At 34.9% G+C, this 18,047-nt stretch carries 13 protein-coding genes and 1 tRNA gene; 11 read left to right on the forward strand and 3 right to left on the reverse strand.

The features are described 5' to 3' along the window. Positions 1-134 precede the first annotated feature (134 nt). The 6 genes from AR685_RS15985 to AR685_RS16010 all read left to right on the forward strand — a co-directional run bounded on the left by AR685_RS15985 (position 135) and on the right by AR685_RS16010 (position 9,122). Positions 135-674, forward strand: coding sequence for a DUF2199 domain-containing protein (locus tag AR685_RS15985; protein WP_059125177.1), 540 nt, complete (start codon positions 135-137; stop codon positions 672-674). Positions 675-831: 157 nt separating this feature from the next. Next, the gene (locus tag AR685_RS15990) at positions 832-6,528 is read left to right on the forward strand and encodes a DUF3320 domain-containing protein (RefSeq protein WP_059125178.1); all 5,697 of its coding nucleotides are present in this window, start codon (positions 832-834) and stop codon (positions 6,526-6,528) included. Between the two features lie 9 nt (positions 6,529-6,537). Continuing rightward, the gene (locus AR685_RS15995; protein ID WP_047442350.1) at positions 6,538-7,320 is read left to right on the forward strand and encodes a hypothetical protein; all 783 of its coding nucleotides are present in this window, start codon (positions 6,538-6,540) and stop codon (positions 7,318-7,320) included. A 16-nt stretch (positions 7,321-7,336) separates the two neighbouring features. Beyond that, positions 7,337-7,636, forward strand: coding sequence for a DUF2695 domain-containing protein (locus AR685_RS16000; protein WP_047442351.1), 300 nt, complete (start codon positions 7,337-7,339; stop codon positions 7,634-7,636). Between the two features lie 37 nt (positions 7,637-7,673). Next, positions 7,674-8,762 (forward strand): TlpA family protein disulfide reductase, encoded by a 1,089-nt coding sequence (locus tag AR685_RS16005; RefSeq protein ID WP_165592826.1) that lies wholly within the window; start codon positions 7,674-7,676, stop codon positions 8,760-8,762. 45 nt (positions 8,763-8,807) lie between these two features. Next, positions 8,808-9,122 (forward strand): hypothetical protein, encoded by a 315-nt coding sequence (locus AR685_RS16010; protein ID WP_059125180.1) that lies wholly within the window; start codon positions 8,808-8,810, stop codon positions 9,120-9,122. 20 nt (positions 9,123-9,142) lie between these two features. On the opposite strand, the gene AR685_RS16015 is transcribed toward AR685_RS16010, so the two are convergent. The 3 genes from AR685_RS16015 to mce form a co-directional block, all read right to left on the reverse strand. After that, the gene (locus tag AR685_RS16015; RefSeq protein WP_059125181.1) at positions 9,143-10,945 is read right to left on the reverse strand and encodes a metallophosphoesterase; all 1,803 of its coding nucleotides are present in this window, start codon (positions 10,943-10,945) and stop codon (positions 9,143-9,145) included. Positions 10,946-11,294: 349 nt separating this feature from the next. Beyond that, positions 11,295-11,368: transfer RNA gene (locus AR685_RS16020), tRNA-Ile, on the reverse strand. Positions 11,369-11,430: 62 nt separating this feature from the next. Then, positions 11,431-11,829, reverse strand: coding sequence for a methylmalonyl-CoA epimerase (mce, locus tag AR685_RS16025; RefSeq protein ID WP_059125182.1), 399 nt, complete (start codon positions 11,827-11,829; stop codon positions 11,431-11,433). An 88-nt stretch (positions 11,830-11,917) separates the two neighbouring features. Here mce and rbfA point away from each other — a divergent pair, with 88 nt between their 5' ends. The 5 genes from rbfA (at position 11,918) to AR685_RS16050 (ending at position 17,994) form a co-directional block, all read left to right on the forward strand. Beyond that, positions 11,918-12,277, forward strand: coding sequence for a 30S ribosome-binding factor RbfA (rbfA, locus tag AR685_RS16030; RefSeq protein ID WP_047447183.1), 360 nt, complete (start codon positions 11,918-11,920; stop codon positions 12,275-12,277). A 6-nt stretch (positions 12,278-12,283) separates the two neighbouring features. After that, positions 12,284-13,489, forward strand: a complete 1,206-nt coding sequence (locus AR685_RS16035) for an ABC transporter permease (protein WP_059125183.1) — start codon at positions 12,284-12,286, stop codon at positions 13,487-13,489. Positions 13,490-13,538: 49 nt separating this feature from the next. Continuing rightward, positions 13,539-15,317 (forward strand): endonuclease, encoded by a 1,779-nt coding sequence (locus AR685_RS16040; RefSeq protein ID WP_059125184.1) that lies wholly within the window; start codon positions 13,539-13,541, stop codon positions 15,315-15,317. A gap of 62 nt (positions 15,318-15,379) precedes the next feature. Continuing rightward, on the forward strand, positions 15,380-16,117 hold the full coding sequence (locus tag AR685_RS16045) for a shikimate dehydrogenase family protein (RefSeq protein WP_059125185.1): 738 nt from the start codon (positions 15,380-15,382) through the stop codon (positions 16,115-16,117). A gap of 71 nt (positions 16,118-16,188) precedes the next feature. After that, the gene (locus tag AR685_RS16050; protein ID WP_059125186.1) at positions 16,189-17,994 is read left to right on the forward strand and encodes a DUF349 domain-containing protein; all 1,806 of its coding nucleotides are present in this window, start codon (positions 16,189-16,191) and stop codon (positions 17,992-17,994) included. Positions 17,995-18,047: the final 53 nt, after the last annotated feature.

Below are 18,047 nucleotides of genomic sequence, written 5' to 3' on the forward strand. Positions count from 1 at the left end.
ATTCAGTAATTATACAAAAAAATCTAATGTAGAAAATTTCTAAGTAAAATTACTAAATACTTTATAAACTCTTGTCACTTGAGATTTAAGATACTTTGTATCTTTGATAACTAATCACATTTCACACATTAAAAATGAAACTTTTCCAGTTCCTAAACAAAAAGAAAGAAACTCAGTTCAAATGTCTTTGTTGCGGAAAGGTTTATGATAAACCTCCATTAACTTTCGGAAGTGATTTTCCGTCTTTCTATGATTCAATTCCTAAAAATGAAATTGCTGAACGTGTAGAATATCAGAAAAGTTTATGCATCATTGATCATCACTTTTTTCATCGTGTAAGACTTGAGATTCCCATTATAAACTACTTTGAAAATCTAAATTTTGACATCTGGGTTTCAATTAGCGAAGAAAATTTCATACAAAGAAATGAACACTGGAATAATAAAGACAGAATACATTTCGAGTCTTATTTTGGATATTTACAAAATGAAATCCCAGCCTATGAAAACACTTTTAATCTACACACAATCTCTACAGAGAATGCACCGGGATTTATTCCAAACGCTCAAATTATAGATATCAAACACCAACTTTACATTGACCAACAAAATGGAATTAGCGTAGAAAGAGCAATAAATATCGCACAGAGTATTTTAAAAATACAACACAACTGAAATGAGTTGATAAATTTTCATTTTGTAAGCATTAAAAAAGCTGGTAGAAAAAATAAATCTGAATCTTCTTTCCCACTCCACCGTTTTGTCAATATCTGTTTTATTTCTAAATTGCATTACCTCCCGAAAAAGAGAGTGACCATCACAAAAAATATTTATGAATCAGATTATTCCATTTGACTTACAGATACAGCACAATTCATACATCAACTATACATTTGTTTTAAATAAATACAATTTCCTTGAAAAAATATCTTTCCGGGAAGTGATGGAAGATCTGGAAAATTTAAACCTGCAAATTTCATCTTCACTCGGAATATTTGAAACGTATAACGTCTACATCGATCAGCTGAAAAAAGATTCGCTGTACAAGATTTCTTTATTCAATTTTGTTTTTGATAATGCTTTGCTTAAAAGTCTTTCAGAAAAAGATGTAGATACAATTACGGTTGAAGTACTTCAGAATAACGAATCGCTTTTCAGACAGAATTTTTCTATTGAAGTTCTTCCTGTTGATTATTGTGGCGGTTTACAGTCGTATCCACAATTATTGGCTTCCTATGTCACTCCAAATAATTCACTTATTTACAAAATTAAATCTGATGCGATAAAAATTCTTGAACAGAATAATCTAAATCCTTCATTTGAAGCTTATCAGTCGAAAGATAAAGAACGTGTGTTGCAAATGGTTTCGGCAATTTATAAATCGATTCAGAATTTAGAACTTATTTACAGCTCAATGCCGCCAAGCTTTGAGAAAAGCGGACAAAGAATTCGGCTAATTGACCAGGTTTTAGAAACAAAATTCGGAAACTGTATCGATATTTCTCTTCTGTTTGCTGCGTGTCTGGAAGCGATCAACCTTAATCCTATTTTGCTGATTACAAAAGGTCATGCCTTCGTCGGTGTCTGGCTTGATGATCAGAGATTTGATGCGATGGTCAATTTTGATCAGGCTGCCATTTCAAAAAGAATCGCCAGCGGGATTAAAGAGATTGCTCTGATTGAATCAACCCATCTCTGCAAAGGAAGCAGTCTGCCATTCAAACAGGCAATGAACAGCGCTGAAAAGCAGATTATGGATTCTTCTAATTTTTTACTTTCGATTGATCTCAAAAATGCAAGATCAAACGGTATTTCTCCGCTCCCTTTATTGAAAACTGAAAATGTTTTTAATGATGATTTAAAAATAAATTCTCAGGTAAATACTGATGATCTGGATGATGATTTTGAGATGGGAACGTTGTACAACGACCTTGAACTGACCGATACGTCAAACCTCACCAAACACAAAATCTGGGAAAGAAAACTGCTCGATTTATCACTCAGGAATAATCTTCTCAACCTGCGTTTTACCAAAAGTATGTTGCAGCTGGTTGACTATAAAGTTAATTTGCTGGAAGACAGCCTGGCAGACGGGAAAGCATTTACTATTCATCCCAATAACAATCAGCCGGTTCTGAGAAAATACAATCTCTACCACGAACCTTTGCATTCTTCGCAACCACTTTTTCAGTTGGCAGATGACGAATTTAAATACAATAAAATCCTTACGTATTATCACCAGGATGATTTGGATGCGATTCTTACGAACCTCTACAGAACCTCAAAACTGGCCGAAGAAGAAAACGGAAAAAGCACTTTGTATTTAGGAATCGGACTTTTAAAATGGTATGAACCAAAAAATATAGATATTCCTAGATATGCTCCTATTCTTTTGATTCCTGTAGAACTTTCGAGAAAATCAGTTAATTCTAAGTTTATGCTTCGAAGTCGTGAGGAGGAAACCATGATTAACATTACCCTTCTCGAGTATCTGAAACAGGAATTTAAATTCAATTTAAACAGTTTAGAAACTTTACCTACCGATGACTATGGTGTTGATGTGCCTAAAGTTCTGGCCATTATCAGAAATGCAATCCTAAATCTTGAAGGCTGGGACGTTCTTGAACAAATGGTTCTGGGAACTTTTTCTTTCAACAAACTGATTCTCTGGCAGGATATCTCCAAATATTCAGAAGAAATCCAGAAAAGTTCGATTGTTAAAAGTCTCATCGACGGAAAACTGAGCGAAACTCTGGAAACCGTTGAAATGGATGCCGAAAGTCTTGAAAATATGTCGGCTTCGGAATTGATGCTTCCTATTTCTACCGATAATTCTCAGCTCAATGCAGTAAAAAATGCTCATCAGAATAAAACCTTTATTCTTCATGGGCCTCCAGGCACCGGAAAATCACAGACTATTACCAACATCATTGCTGATGCGTTGGCCAATGATAAAAAAGTATTGTTTGTAGCCGCAAAAAAAGCAGCATTAGATGTCGTTCACAGCAGATTAGAAAATATTGGGTTGGGAGCTTTCTGTCTTGAACTTCATTCCAATAAATCGAAAAAATCTGATGTTCTGAAACAGTTTGAAAAAACTTTGGAGGTTCCAAAATATCAAATCAATGCTAATTTTGCGGAAGAAGCAAAACGTTTGGACGAACGAAAACTGGAATTAGGAAAATATATCAACCAACTTCACAAAAAATTTAAAATCGGCTGGAGCCTTTTTGATACTGTTTCTTATCTCGAAACACATCAAATCAAAATGGATGACCGTTTTATGATTGAAAGTCCTTTAGAAAACATCGACTGGACTACGTGGAATGGTTGGAAAGACTGGCTCATTCCTTTCGCAGCGATTGTACAGAAAATCGGGCAACCGTCTTCACATCCTTTACGATTAATAAAAACTGAAAGTCATCAGTATGAAAATAAAAATCTGATTCTTGGTGCAGTCAATCAATATCTTAACAAAGAAAATTCGGCCTTAAAAATCAAGCAAGACCTTCAGCTTGAGCATTCTGACAACAATTCAGTAACTGATCTGCTTGAGTTTTTGCATTCAAATTCTGTAAAATCCCATCTGCTTGATATCAGTTTTGACGAGACACAGACTAATTTGTTTAAAAACTGGCTGACGCAGCAGGATTTACTTCAAAAAATTGAAAATCAGATTGCAGTACAATTCAATTCGGGGATTTTTACTATCGACATTCAGCCTTTAAATATATTGTGGAATCAGGCGAAACATACCTGGTTTATTCCCAAATGGTTTAAGCAGAGAAAAGTAAAGCAGCAATTGATCGGTTACAGCAAATCCGGAATCGAATCTGAGGTACAGATTGACGAATTATTTGCCAAACTGGAAGAATTTAAACAAATTGAAAATCAACTGACGAATCAGAATTTTGCTACGGTCACACATTCCGTAACTCCTTATTTCAACGGTCGTTCTTATGATGTTTTAGCGATTGAAAAAGACTTCAACATTATTCAGATTGCGAAAGATTTAGGTCAAAAAACAGGAATTCAGAATTTTCAGATTTGGCTGAAAGAATTTTTAAATACAACGGGAACTCAGCAAAATCTACCTGATTTCATCAATCAAATTAAAAATTTTCAGGAAAGCAGAATAAGCCTGCTAGATTATGTATCTGAAATTCCTAAAAGTGATGAACTCAAAAATATCATTCAAAACATCGACCAGCTCGACAATTGGGTTAACTATAATGTTTTAAAAGCTAAGGCTAAAGATCTGGAACTTGATTGGTTTATTCAATTTTTGGAACAAGATTTACTTGACACCAATTCGATCGAACAGGAATTTGAGAAAATCATTCATCTGAATTTATTTATCAAAACCATTTATAAATTCGAGACACTCAACAGTTTTGATGCCGATATTTACGAATCTCAGATTCAGCAGTATAAAGATCTTCACAAAGAATTTACACAGCTGACGAAAAACCAATTGATTCTTAAACTGAGCGACAGAATCCCAAATTTTGTGCAGGAAGCCGCTCAAAGTTCAGAAATTGGAATTTTACAAAAAGCCATCCGAAACAAAGGCAGAGGTTTGTCAATCAGAAAATTATTTGACCAGATTCCGGGACTGATTCCCCGTCTGAAACCGTGTATGCTGATGAGCCCGATTTCTGTGGCGCAGTATTTTGATGTCAATCAGGAGCATTTTGATCTGGTGATATTTGACGAAGCGTCGCAGTTACCGACATCTGAAGCCATCAGTGCTTTGGCAAGAGCAAAACAGGCAATTATTGTAGGTGACCCAAAACAGATGCCACCGACTAGTTTTTTCTCCTCTTCAAAAATTGACGAAGACAATATGGAACTGGAAGATCTTGAAAGCATTCTGGATGACTGTCTCGCCCTTTCCATTCCTTCAAATTACTTGTTGAGACATTACCGAAGCAAGCATGAAAGCCTGATCTCATTCAGCAATGAACATTTTTACGACAATAAACTGCTCACGTTTCCATCGCCGGATGACCTGAGTAGAAAAGTTACCTTTGAGTTTGTTGACGGATTTTACGACAAGGGAAAAACGCGCACCAATATCAACGAAGCACAGGCGATTATTGACTACATCAAAAACCATTTCCAAATCAAGATTAAAAAATCAATTGGTGTGGTAACATTCAGTCAGACTCAGCAGAATCTGATTGAAGATCTGTTGCAGAAATTATTTCAGGAAAATCCTCATCTGGAAGAGTTTTCAATGAATAGTACAGAACCGATTTTCATTAAAAATCTTGAAAATGTACAGGGTGACGAAAGAGATATTATTTTGTTTTCTGTGGGTTACGGACCGGATGAAGACGGAAAAGTTTCGATGAATTTCGGACCACTGAACCGTGACGGAGGATGGCGAAGACTGAATGTTGCCGTGACCAGAGCGCGGTATGAGATGAAAGTTTTCTCTTCCTTAAAAGGTGATCAGATCGATTTGAACCGCACTAATGCTGAAGGCGTAAAAGGTCTGAAAAACTTCCTGAATTTCTCGGAAAAAGGAATGATGAATCAAAATACGACGGTTCAGAATCAAAATAAAAAATCAATTGTCAGTTCGATCGCTCAATTTTTGGAAACTCACGGTCTGAAAGCCAAAACCAATATCGGAACGTCAGATTATAAGGTTGATATAGGAATTATCGGCCCGGAGAATGAAAATGAATACCTTCTTGCCATTTTGGTAGACAGTGAAAATTATTTTAAAATCAGTACCACCAACGACCGTGAGCTTCTTGCTCCAAGCGTCCTGAAAGGTCTTGGCTGGAACGTCTTCAGAATCTGGACATTGGACTGGATTAAAAATAAGGAGAAAATTGTAGCGGAGATCAAAACGTTGCTCGAACAAATTAAAAACAATGTAAAAATACAAGAGGAAGAGATTGCTGAAATTGAGATCGCAGTAAAAAACAGCCTGAGCGAAGTTGAAGATGAAGAAATCATCTCTTCGGGCCAGCCTTATATTTCTGCTGAAATCGCTTCAAACCCCGCCGCAAATTCGGAATCGGTGTATTATCCTGAAAACAGAAATCTTCTGCGCAGTCAGATCATCAAAATCATTGACACTGAAGCTCCTATCAGCCAAAATGTTTTATTCAGAAAAATGCTGAAACTTTGGAATTCAAGAGCCGGCGTAAAGGTGACCGGATATTTAGATGAAATATTGACCTCTATTCCGGACATCACGGTGACTGAAAAATATCAGAAAATTTATTGGTCAGAAAATATCAAGCCTAAAAGCATAAGCTATTACCGAAATAACTCCATAGAAAAAAGAACTATTGAAGATATTGCACCTGAAGAAATTTCGGTTGCCATCATGGAAATTATGCAATCGAATCTAAGCGTTGAAAAAGATGAATTAATCAGGATGACTGCGAGATTGTTTGGTTTTCTGAAGGTCGGTGCACAGATTGATGCAGTGGTGATGTTTTGTGTGGATGAGTTGATTGGAAAAGGATTGCTTTTGGAGAACGAGGGAAGGATTGTTTTGGTTTAAAAAAAATAAATGGAAATTGACAACAATCTAAAAATTCTAAGAGTCAAACTACGATGTAATTCTAAGAAAATTATTGAAGACATTATTAATCGGAATGTTTTATTAAATGATAAGGATAAAAAATTAAACGACGAAATTTGTCTTTTTTGTGCCAGTTTAAATGACTTAACTAAAGAACATGTCTTACCTAAATGGACATTTGAAAACTGTACTACAAAATTCTTTGTCACAGATGTAAATGGGAGCCGACAGAAGTATAACAAAACAACTGTACCAGTTTGTGCAGAATGCAACAACAGTCTATTAGGAAGTATTGAAAGCCATATTATCTCTATTTTAAAAGGCACCGATTTGTCAAATTCATATTATAATGGTGAGCAATTGCAGAATATAATTCGCTGGCTGGAAATTATTGAATATAAATTTCAATTGTTAGAAATTAGAAGAAGGTTCAATAGAGCAAAATCCTCAGAATATATTGACTATTTAAAAAACATTCCCATTTCAATAATGAGAGAAGAAATCAATTACTCTCCTTCCATAGCAATTTCTCAGATCAGACTAGCTCAAAAACGTGTAACTACCAAATCCAAGATGAAGAATTTAAATTCTCTGGTAGTTTTTAAAACAGTAAATAAACATTTTCATTTCTTCCATCATTTAGATGATTTTATTTTTATTGAATTACCAAAATTTCGGGTTGCACTATTTTATTTTTACACACGTACTTTTGATGATAACGAACAAGCCAAAGATGAAGCAACGAAAATAATTAAGAGATTCTATAATTAGCATAAACTTATAAAAAATGCCAGACAAAAAAGAAAAAGAAAGACGCAGACAGATTCAAAAAGAATTGCATGAAAAGGCTCAAAAGGAATTTGAAGAAAGTCTTCCGATTTCAAGAGAACTATTTTTAGATTTGTTTGATGCTTTGAATCAGGAACTTGAAAAAAATGGTTGCGACGACAGTTTAAAGCTGACAAAGCAATTTTTAGAAACAAACCAAGTTCAAAATACCGATAAGGTTGAAAAATTCCTGAAAGAAAACGGAGGTTTTTGTGATTGTGAAGTACTTTATAATGTGGAAGAAAAATTTGAAAATTAAATTCAATGCATAAAAAATGATTAAGAACATCGTTCAAATGAAAAAAATCATAAGTATTCTTTTATTGATATTAAGTGTTTCCTGCCTTTTTGCGCAAGTTCCGGATCTTGAAAAGGCGAAACGGAAATATTTTCAGTCCAACGTAATCAGCTATAAAACTACAGCATATTATCCCAATCCTGACACAGATGAGATGTCCGTTATCAATGTTTTATATACCATTTACAAACCTCAGAATAAAGATTTTGAATTTTACAGCAAAAATGAAAGTTCAGAAGAGTTTTACAAATATGGTTTGTATCATGCAGTGAACCATGCCGAAAAAACCATTTATGAATACGAGAAAAGAGAGAATCAAAATTCAGCGATCTCATCTTCGCGACTCAGGCAATTCGGCCCCACCACTCTGCTCAAAAAGAAATGGAAATTTATTGATGAAACCGTAATCGACGGGAAAAGTCATACGCATTATTCAACCATTGAAAGCATCAATCATTATGAAGGAAAAGAGATAAAGGTTGAGTTTCACATATACATTTCAGGCAATTTCACGCTGACTAAATTTGAAAGAAAAAGTTTCGTTGGCGGAAAACTGGGGCAGACGGTCACCTTTCTGTTCAGCAACTATATTTTCTCTGATAGAATCACCAATCTCAAAGTCGTTCTTCCGAAAAATTATGCGTTGAAATATTTTGAACGACAGGATTCTCTGCATCCATTAGCTAAAAATTCAAAAGCTCCGGAATTCGAGGTATTCGACATGAAACGTCAGAAGATTACTTTTAAAGATAAAAAAGAGAAGCAGACTCTTTTACTGTTTTCCTCTACCCACTGTGGCTATTCGAAAGCAATCACAGATTATCTCCTGAGCTCAGATTTTAACCTCAATCCTAGTGTTGAAATCATCAACATTTTTGGTTCAGATTCAAAAGTATCTGTCACACGATATTTCCTCAATAAGGAAGTGAAATTCTCTGTAATTGCCGATCAGAAAAATCTGGAAAAACAATACGGAATCAACGGCTATCCAGTTCTTTTTCTCATTAACGAGGACGGATTTATTTCCGCAACGATGGATGGTACTACAGAAATTTTTCCATTTTTGAAAAGTTTAAACAACAAATAAAAAACTATTGAAATTTTCACTAAATTGAGAAACAATTTAACATATATGAAACTAAATTTAAGCTTTTTACTGATCTTCATTTTCACCATTTTTTCTGCTCAAAAAAAGGCGTCGGATACGGCAGCCATCTCACAAAGCAATAAAAATCAAATTCTTTCTGAAAAGGTGATGAAAACGAATGAAACTACTGAGCAAAAAAAAATTTCTTTTGAGCAACAAAAAGACACTGCTACACTCGTACAAAATATAGATATCGTCCGCGAAATTAATGCTGTTTTAAATTATAAAGTCAACCGTGTCTGGCGAAAAGATTTATACTGCTTTGCCTGTGAAAATTATGTTTCAGGAAAAACTGCATAGGTAGAATTGATAACAAAAACTTACTTGATATCTGTCACTTCACCTTTTTTAAAATCAATTTTAAAATAATCTGCAGGATCTCCCGAAGACAGTTTATTTAAAGTCGTAAAAAATATTTTCAGCTGCTTAAGAAACGCATCATCAGTATTCAATTTTTCGAAATTTTGGTGCAAAATTTTGAACTGAGAAAGTCGTTTTTCAGAAATATCTTTCTTTGCCAGATCGTCGGCAGATTGCAATTGATAAAGATTCAGTAAGGCATCTTCAAAATTCCAATCTTTAAATTTCTTTGAATTTTTGTCTGATCCCTTTTTGTTCTGACTTAAAAAAAGCAGATCTTCCCCGGAAAGTTGAGACGCCTTCTCTATAAAATCTTCAGGCCAGTCTGATGGAACAAATCTCAGCCGCACCAATTCTTTTAAATGAAATAAAGTGAAATCGTGATAATTTTTTGTTTTCAGAATATCAATATTCCAAATGTCTTTCGTTTTTTGACTTTTTAAAACTTCATATTCTTTTTTGTACAAAGGAAAGAGTTCATCAAAGCGGGGAACTTTTGTAACAGAAACTGTTTCTACCTCAAAATTTGTGGATGAATTAACAGTGAGAATTTTATATCCCGGCAGATAAGCTGCTAACGATGGAACCTGAATATTGACCAGCATTTTTCCGTTTTTAAACTTTTTGATCCCAGTATCATTGATATGCATGTGACCTGCAAAATGAATTTTCAGTCCTGCATCTGCAAAAACCTCAGCCACGTGATCATTCGGCACTCTCTCGAGCTGCCATTTTCTTTCACCCAATAAATTTTTCAGATCATCAGAAGCTCCGTCATTATAATCCAACATTGGGTAATGGGTAAAAGCTATTAGAACTTTCTTGTTTTTCTCCGCTTCTTTTGAAATGTTTTTTATCCAATCAATAAGATGTTTTTTATTTGACAATACATTATTGTATCCCACGGAAGCGCCATGAAAATTATCCGGATCTTTTGAATTTCCATTATTGTCTTTTGGTAAATAGGTGTTCCCGTCAATCGCCAGAAGCCAAATCCCTTCTACAGGTTCTACCACATATGTGAAATCGGGAACCATAAAACCCGGACTGACTTCATACATCCTCTGCGAATACTCTGAACTTTTTAAAGCATTTTTAAACGTATAATTTTGATAAGAAACATCATCAAAAGGCGTCTGCCAAAACAAGTCTTTTTCATTCGGAGTGAAACCAAAATCCTTAAGACTATTCAAAATTTCAAGATAGCCGGACATGGCAATATCTTTTGTTATGACCGTTTCCTGACTATTATTTTTCACTAAACTTTTTTCACTGAAAACATTTAACGGACTTCCTTTTTCACCCAAAAAATCAGATTTCCCTCCATCCTTACGAAACGGACTCACAGGATCATGATTTCCGGTCGTGATAAAAAATCTCATTCCATATTTTTCCTGATATTCATGGAGTATTTTTCTAAGTCCACGGAGATTATATTCCTGTCCGTCATCGGTATAATCGCCCGGTAACGCAACTATTTTAATTCCTTTTTTTGCAACATCCTCCAAGGCCGCCAGAAATGCAAAATAATTTTCATTAAAAATCCTTGTAGACCGCAGCTGCGAATCCATCGTTCTCAGTACGGTTTTCTGTTTGGTTTTTGAATTTTCAACACCTTTGAATTCATTATCCGAGAAATCTCCATACAAATCCTGAAAATGTACATCTGCCAAAAAAGCGATCTGAAATGATTTTTTCTGAGCATCAATTGAGGAAAATAAAAATACGAAAAGAATAAAAATATATTGGAAAGGCTTCGTCAAAACTGAAAATTTTAATCTTTAAAAATACTGTTTTAACAACAACAGAATGTTGCCTAAAGTTTATGTTTACTTTAAGATTATTTAAACTTAAAAAACCTTCACTTTAGTAACCAACTCATTATCAACATATAAAAACGCTGGTTATAAACAACAATTTTATTATATAAAATTATACTTCCTGCACTCACTGTTATCTAATACGGGTATGCCTTTTTACGTGTCTTTAAATATGGGAAAGAAACTCGAGTGAATTTAGAATTGTTAGGTTAAAAAGATTGATTGTGCCCAAATTGCAACATATAAAACAAAAAAAAGCACCTACATTTCTGTAAGTGCTTGATTTTAAAAGTGGTCCCACCTGGGCTCGAACCAGGGACCACCTGATTATGAGTCAGGTGCTCTAACCAACTGAGCTATAGGACCTCAAAATTTGGTTAAATTTTGTGTTTGCAAAAATAGTAAATTTTCTTGCACTACAAAATTTTTTATACCTTTTCTTGGCAAAGTTCTACCAACACTCCGTTTGTAGATTTAGGATGAAGGAAGACAACCAATTTATTATCAGCACCTTCTTTCGGTTCTTCGGATATAAACTGAAAGCCTTCTTTTTTTAATCTTGCAATTTCTTTTAATATATCTTCCACCCCAAATGCCAAATGATGAATACCTTCCGCTTTCTTTTCTATAAATTTAGAAATTGCACTATCAGTACTGCTAGCCTCAAGCAACTCTATTTTACTTTCACCTGTTTTATAAAAAGATGTCGTAACACCTTCTCTCTCTACGCTTTCTTTTTTGTACGATTCTTTCCCTAGAAGCCTTGAAAACAGATTATCAGACATTTCCAAAGATTTCACAGCGATACCGACATGCTCTAATTTCATAATAATTCAATATAATTAAACGTGAATTTGATTGTTATACAATATTCAAATCCACAATTCAAACAAAAGTACTAAATTTGCACAAATTATGGAAAGTAACAGACAAAGAAAAGTAGCGCAGATTATACAGGAAGATTTTGCAGAATTATTCCGCAAGCAGTCAGCAGAAAGCAAACAGAGCTTTTTGGTGTCGGTTTCTGATGTGAAGATATCACCAGATTTAGGGGTTGCTAAAATTTATTTAAGCATTTTCCCTCAGGAATTCAGAAGTTCAATCATGAAAGAGATTGAAATCAATAAAGCACAATACAGAAATTTTCTTGGTCAGAAAATGGCTAAGCAGGTACGTGTAATTCCTCAGCTTAACTTCTACCTAGACACCGCTCTGGATGACGTAGAAAAAATTGAAAAAGAACTCAGAGGCGAAGGCGACAATCCTGTATTGTAAACCATCTTGAAAAACATTGCATTTTACATAGCATCACGATACCTTTTGTCAAAAAAAGGAAGCACTGCCGTCACCTTCATAACCTGGCTGGCTGTAGGTGCTATGACGGTTGCTGTGGCAGCAATGTTTGTCATTATCTCTGTATTTTCAGGTTTAGAAGTTTTTAATCAGAATCTTATTTCAAATCTCCATGCCGACTTAACAGTCAAGAGCACTACAGGAAAAACAATTAGTGAACTGACAAAGATTAACAATATCTTGAAGACCAATAAGGAAATCGTTCACTTCTCCAGAGTTATTGAAGAGAAAGTTTATCTCAATTACAATGGCAAAGGTGATATCGCCTATCTGAGAGGTGTGGACTCAGCTTACACTAAAGTAAATCCTATTGACTCAACAATTTTTTACGGTAAGTATCCAAGTTTTGACTATTCCAATGAGGTGATCATGGAAAATTCCTTAAATAACAGGCTTTCGATTCCAGTAGATTCTGTAAAAGATTTCGCGACGATTTTCATGCCCAAATCCGGAACAGGAATTATCAATAAAGAAGAAGATATTTATAACAAAAAAAATATTTTGGTAACGGGGGTTTTTCCAGGAAATGACCAGCTTAACAATTACATTTTTGCCCCGATAGAATTATCTGAAGAACTCCTACAACTCCCAAAGAATTCTGCTTACCAAATTGTTATTAAATTAAAAAATCCTGAAAAGGCGGATAAAGTCAAACAGGACCTTTTATCCTCTATCGGAAAAGGAATTGAAATAAAAACCAAACAGGAGGAGAATGCCGCTTTCTGGAAGATGATCAATACTGAAAAACTATTCATCTATCTTATTTTCGCACTGGTTATTTTCATCACAACCTTCAATTTGGCAGGAGCCATTATTATTTTGCAGCTCGACAAAAAGCTTCAGGCAAAGTCATTAATTTCATTAGGCTTTCCCTTGAGCCATTTAAGGAAAACTTATTTTTACACAGGGATTTTGATTGTGGTACTGGGTATTATTTCGGGATTAATACTCGGCAGCACCCTATGCTTCTTCCAATTGTATACAGAATTTTTCAAGGCGGTAGAAAACGTGCCTTTTCCTGTAAAAATTGTTGCCAAAAATTATTTGATTGTCGCTGCAACAGCATCAATATTTGGCATTTCTATTTCTTGGTTTTTCTCGAAAATCAGCAAAGACTACATTACTAAAAGTTAACATATTCCGGTTAACTATTTTCGTAATTTTGCCTTCAAATTTTAAAATAATGAAGCGAATTTTATATTCCTTAGTATTAAGTATTGTATTCATCAATACTTTCGCACAGATCCCAACAGGATATTACAGTACCGCAACAGGAACGGGAGCAACACTAAAAAGCCAACTCAACCTAATCATTACAGCAGGTCATCAGGATATGGGCTACGGAGGACTTTGGACCGCTTACCAAACAACAGACCGCGATTATTTTTTTGAAAACGACGGCTCTATATTGGATATATATTCTGAAAGACCAAACGCGGCTGACCCTTACAACTTCACCATTACTACAAATCAATGCGGATCAAATGGTTATGCCAATGAAGGAGATTGCTACAACAGAGAACACATTGTACCTCAAAGTTTATTCAATGAAGCTTCACCAATGAAAAATGACATTCATTTTATACGAGCAACTGATGGCAAGGTCAATGGTGAAAGATCTAATTATCCTTTTGGAATAGTCGGAAATGCATCATTTACTTCATTAAATGGTTCTAAAGTGGGAACGTCTGTATCCCAAGGCTATGCAGGAACTGTTTTTGAACCTATTGATGCATTTAAAGGTGATGTTGCAAGAATGATTTTCTACTTCGTAACGAGATATGAAACGCAACTATCAGGCTTTACTTCCGGTAATATGCTCGGAGGATCAGCTTTTCCGGGATTACAGACCTGGGAACTTAATCAATTGTTGGCTTGGCATACAGCCGATCCGGTTTCTCCGGAGGAGATTGCAAGAAATAATGCTTCATATACTTTCCAACAAAACAGAAACCCTTTCATTGACAATCCTGCGTATGTCGGATTGATCTGGGGAACACCTGTGATAGACAATCAGCCTCCAACAGCTCCAACGAATCTTTTAGCAAACAATCCAACAATCAATTCCATTGCGTTATTCTGGACTGCTGCAACCGACAATACTGGCGTTGCTGTCTATGATATTTATGCGAATGGACTTTTAAAAACATCTGTAACTGCCACGACAGCTATTGTTTCAGGCTTGACACCCAACACCGCTTATTCTTTCTATGTCATCGCTAAAGATGGATCTGGAAATTCTTCCCCACAAAGTAATACCGCTACGCAAACTACCCTTTCTGTACCAGTAGGAAGTGGAAGCTGCGGAACCGAAAACTTTTCGAATATCCCAGGATCAGGAACGAGTTATGCTACCAGAACATGGACTAACAACAACATTACCTGGACTGCTACAGATGCAAGAGTAGATGAAACCATCACAGGAAAAGCAATCACCATCAGAAATGGCAATTTAAGCAGTACAGGTATTTTAGGAGGAATTCAAAGTCTTACAGTAACGACACAATTGAAATATTCTGGAACTTCAAGTAATTTAAATCTTGAAATCAACGGAGTGAATGTGGGAACAATTCCGTACAGTGCTACAGTAACGACTACCACGATTAACAATCTCAACATCTCAGGAAACTTTACCATAAAACTCATCAATCCTGTATCTGGTAACAGGGTTGCAATAGATGATCTTAGTTGGTCATGTTTGGGTTCTTTGGGAACAGATGAAATCTCCAGAGACAAATCTTTTGGCATTTACCCTAATCCTGTAAAAAATCATGAGTTATTTGTAAAAAGTGAAAACTTAAGCAAAATTTCAAAAGCTGAAATTTATGATGTATCCGGAAAATTGATTCAGACCATTACAAATCCTTTTAAAAACTCGAACAAAATCAATCTTCAAGGAATTGCAAAAGGAATTTACATTCTGAAAACATACCGTAATTCTGTAAAATTTATCATTGATTAATTAAACAAAATATAATTTGACTTAAAGACCGATTTTTTCGGTCTTTTTTTTATTTTTGATCTATGGATTCCACTAAAAAATTAGGTCTCATCGGGAGAAACATTTCGTATTCATTTTCAAAAAAATTCTTTGAAGAAAAATTTCAGAAGCAAATGCTTGATCATTTTTCGTACACCATTTTTGATCTTCCGGAAATTGATGATGTGGAGAATTTATTTCTTGATCCTGAATTATTAGGCTTCAATGTTACAATTCCCTATAAAGAAAAAATCATTGATTTTCTGGATGAACTAAGCGATGAAGCAAGAGAAATTGGTGCGGTGAACTGTGTTTTAATTCACGAAGGAAAAAAAACAGGGTATAACACTGATGCTTTTGGCTTTGAGAAAACATTGAAAATTCATAAAAAACCACATCAAAATACCGCATTAATTCTGGGGAATGGAGGTGCAGCAAAAGCAGTGGAATATATTTTAGCTAAACATGGAATTTCCTGCCAAACTGTTTCAAGAAAATCGGAGCTTAATTTTGAAAATTTAGATAAAGAAACTGTTAATAAACACCACATTATCGTCCAGTGCACACCCGTGGGAACTTTTCCAAACGTCGATGACTGCTTAGACTTCCCTTTTGACGGACTTTCTAAAGAGCATCTTGTTATCGATCTTATCTACAACCCAAGCTACACTAATTTCATTATCAAAGCCGCAGAAAACGGAGCAAAAACTGTCAACGGATATTACATGCTTGAACAGCAGGCAGAAAAAGCCTGGGAAATTTGGAATTTTCAAAAAAAATAACATAAATTAGTACTTTATTTGGCTTTTCCCAATATTTAAAGAATAAACGCCACTCACATAAAAGATTTGCTATGACTACAGAAAACAACCTTTCTGAAAACGAAGAAAACAAAATTTCTACCGAGGAAACTCAACAGGAAACATCTGAAATTACGGCTTCTTCTGAGGAAGCTACACATGAAGAGGAAAATGAACACGCAGAAGAACATGTAGATACTGATATTTCCCTTGCAGATGCTCTCAAAGAAATGGAAACGATCATCAATTCTAGTAATGCAGGAGAAAATTTCAAAAGATTCAATGTATTAAAAGAAAAAGCAAATCACGCAATTCATGATGAGATTGAAGACAAAAAGCATGAATATACTGATGCAGGAAATGCACCTGAAAATTTCAGCTATGAGCACCCTGCACAGTCAAAACTTTCTGCACTGATTCATATTTACAAAGAAAAGCATGATACATTTCAGAAAAGTCAGGAAGAAGAGCAGAAAAAAAACCTTGCCCACCGTCAGGAATTGATTGACCGATTGAAAAATCTATACACCAATTCTGAACCCGGAACCAACCTTTTCAAATCCATCCGTGAGATTAAGGAAGAATGGTCAAAAGCAGGGCAAGTGGCTAAATCTGAATTTAAAATCCTCAACAACAATTATTTTCATCATCTGAATCAATTTTATCAGATGTTGGATTTAAACAAAGAATTTCTTGAACAGGAATACAGCCACAATCTTGAAAAAAGACAGCATATCATTGCTCGTGCAAAAGAACTAGAAAATGAGCCTGTCGTACAGAAAGCTTTAAACGAACTACAATATCTGCACAAGCTTTGGAAAGAAGAAGCAGAACCTGTAGCAGAAGAATTCCGTGAGACAACTTGGGATGAATTTAAAGAAATATCGAATAAAATTCACGAAAGAAAATCTGAGCTTTCTGCAGCAATTGAAACTGAGCAAAATGCCAATCTTGAAAAGAAGAATGAGATCATTGCTGAAATCAAAAAATTATCTGAACCAAAAGAAACTCCTAACCATAACTATTGGCAGAACTCTATCAAAAGAGTGGAAGAACTTCGTTCTGAATTTTTGAAAACAGGGAACGTTCCTAGAAAATTATCCAACAACAACTGGAATGATTTTAAATCCACATTAAGAGGTTTTAATACAATAAAGAATAATTATTACAAATCATTAAAAGGCTCTCAACAGGAGAATTTAGATGAGAAACTAAAATTAATTCAAAGCGCAAAAGACAATATGCTTTCTGAAGATTGGGATATTGCCGTGGCACTTTTCAAAAAACTTCAGGAAGACTGGAAAAAAATCGGGCACGTTCCTAAAAGCATGACCAATAAAATCTGGGACGAATTCCGTGAAGCTTGTAACACATTCTTTAATAATTACAGAGAAAAAAGTAACGCTTCTACCGATAACTGGAAAGAAAACTACAAGCAGAAAAAAGAAATTCTGGAAGAGCTTAAAACCATTTCTGACGAAGAGGGAAGCATAGAAAAAATTGAAAATATCAAGACTGCCTGGAATAATATCGGGAAAGTTCCGAGAGATAAAATCGGTATCAATTCTGAATTTAATAAAACGTTAAGAGAAAAACTGAAACTGAATAAGATCAACGAACTCGAGTTGAAGGAAGAAGGTCTTTCTGAAAATCAATTGACAGATAAAGCGAGAAAGATCAAAAATCAAATTGCTGATCTTGAAGCTGAAATCGTAAAATTGGAAAACAATTTAGCATTCTTCAAAAATCCATCAAGAGAAAATCTTATGCTTGCTGAAACGTACAATACCATTGATAATAAAAAGGGGCATTTGGAAACATTGAAGCAAAATCTTCACAATATTATCGCTGGAGAATAAATATTTAAAACAATTGATAATGGCGAAGCAAAGAAATTTGTCTTCGCCTTTTT

Origin of the sequence: Chryseobacterium sp. JAH (genome assembly GCF_001507335.1) — a bacterium.
In the GTDB taxonomy this organism is placed as follows: domain Bacteria; phylum Bacteroidota; class Bacteroidia; order Flavobacteriales; family Weeksellaceae; genus Chryseobacterium.

Bases quoted from the DNA above. Each gene is read 5' to 3' on its own strand.
- AR685_RS15985 (WP_059125177.1), top strand. From the start codon at position 135: ATGAAACTTTTCCAGTTCCTAAACAAAAAGAAAGAAACTCAGTTCAAA.
- AR685_RS15990 (WP_059125178.1), top strand. From the start codon at position 832: ATGAATCAGATTATTCCATTTGACTTACAGATACAGCACAATTCATAC.
- AR685_RS15995 (WP_047442350.1), top strand. From the start codon at position 6,538: ATGGAAATTGACAACAATCTAAAAATTCTAAGAGTCAAACTACGATGT.
- AR685_RS16000 (WP_047442351.1), top strand. From the start codon at position 7,337: ATGCCAGACAAAAAAGAAAAAGAAAGACGCAGACAGATTCAAAAAGAA.
- AR685_RS16005 (WP_165592826.1), top strand. From the start codon at position 7,674: ATGAAAAAAATCATAAGTATTCTTTTATTGATATTAAGTGTTTCCTGC.
- AR685_RS16010 (WP_059125180.1), top strand. From the start codon at position 8,808: ATGAAACTAAATTTAAGCTTTTTACTGATCTTCATTTTCACCATTTTT.
- mce (WP_059125182.1), bottom strand. From the start codon at position 11,829: ATGAAATTAGAGCATGTCGGTATCGCTGTGAAATCTTTGGAAATGTCT.
- rbfA (WP_047447183.1), top strand. From the start codon at position 11,918: ATGGAAAGTAACAGACAAAGAAAAGTAGCGCAGATTATACAGGAAGAT.
- AR685_RS16040 (WP_059125184.1), top strand. From the start codon at position 13,539: ATGAAGCGAATTTTATATTCCTTAGTATTAAGTATTGTATTCATCAAT.
- AR685_RS16045 (WP_059125185.1), top strand. From the start codon at position 15,380: ATGGATTCCACTAAAAAATTAGGTCTCATCGGGAGAAACATTTCGTAT.
- AR685_RS16050 (WP_059125186.1), top strand. From the start codon at position 16,189: ATGACTACAGAAAACAACCTTTCTGAAAACGAAGAAAACAAAATTTCT.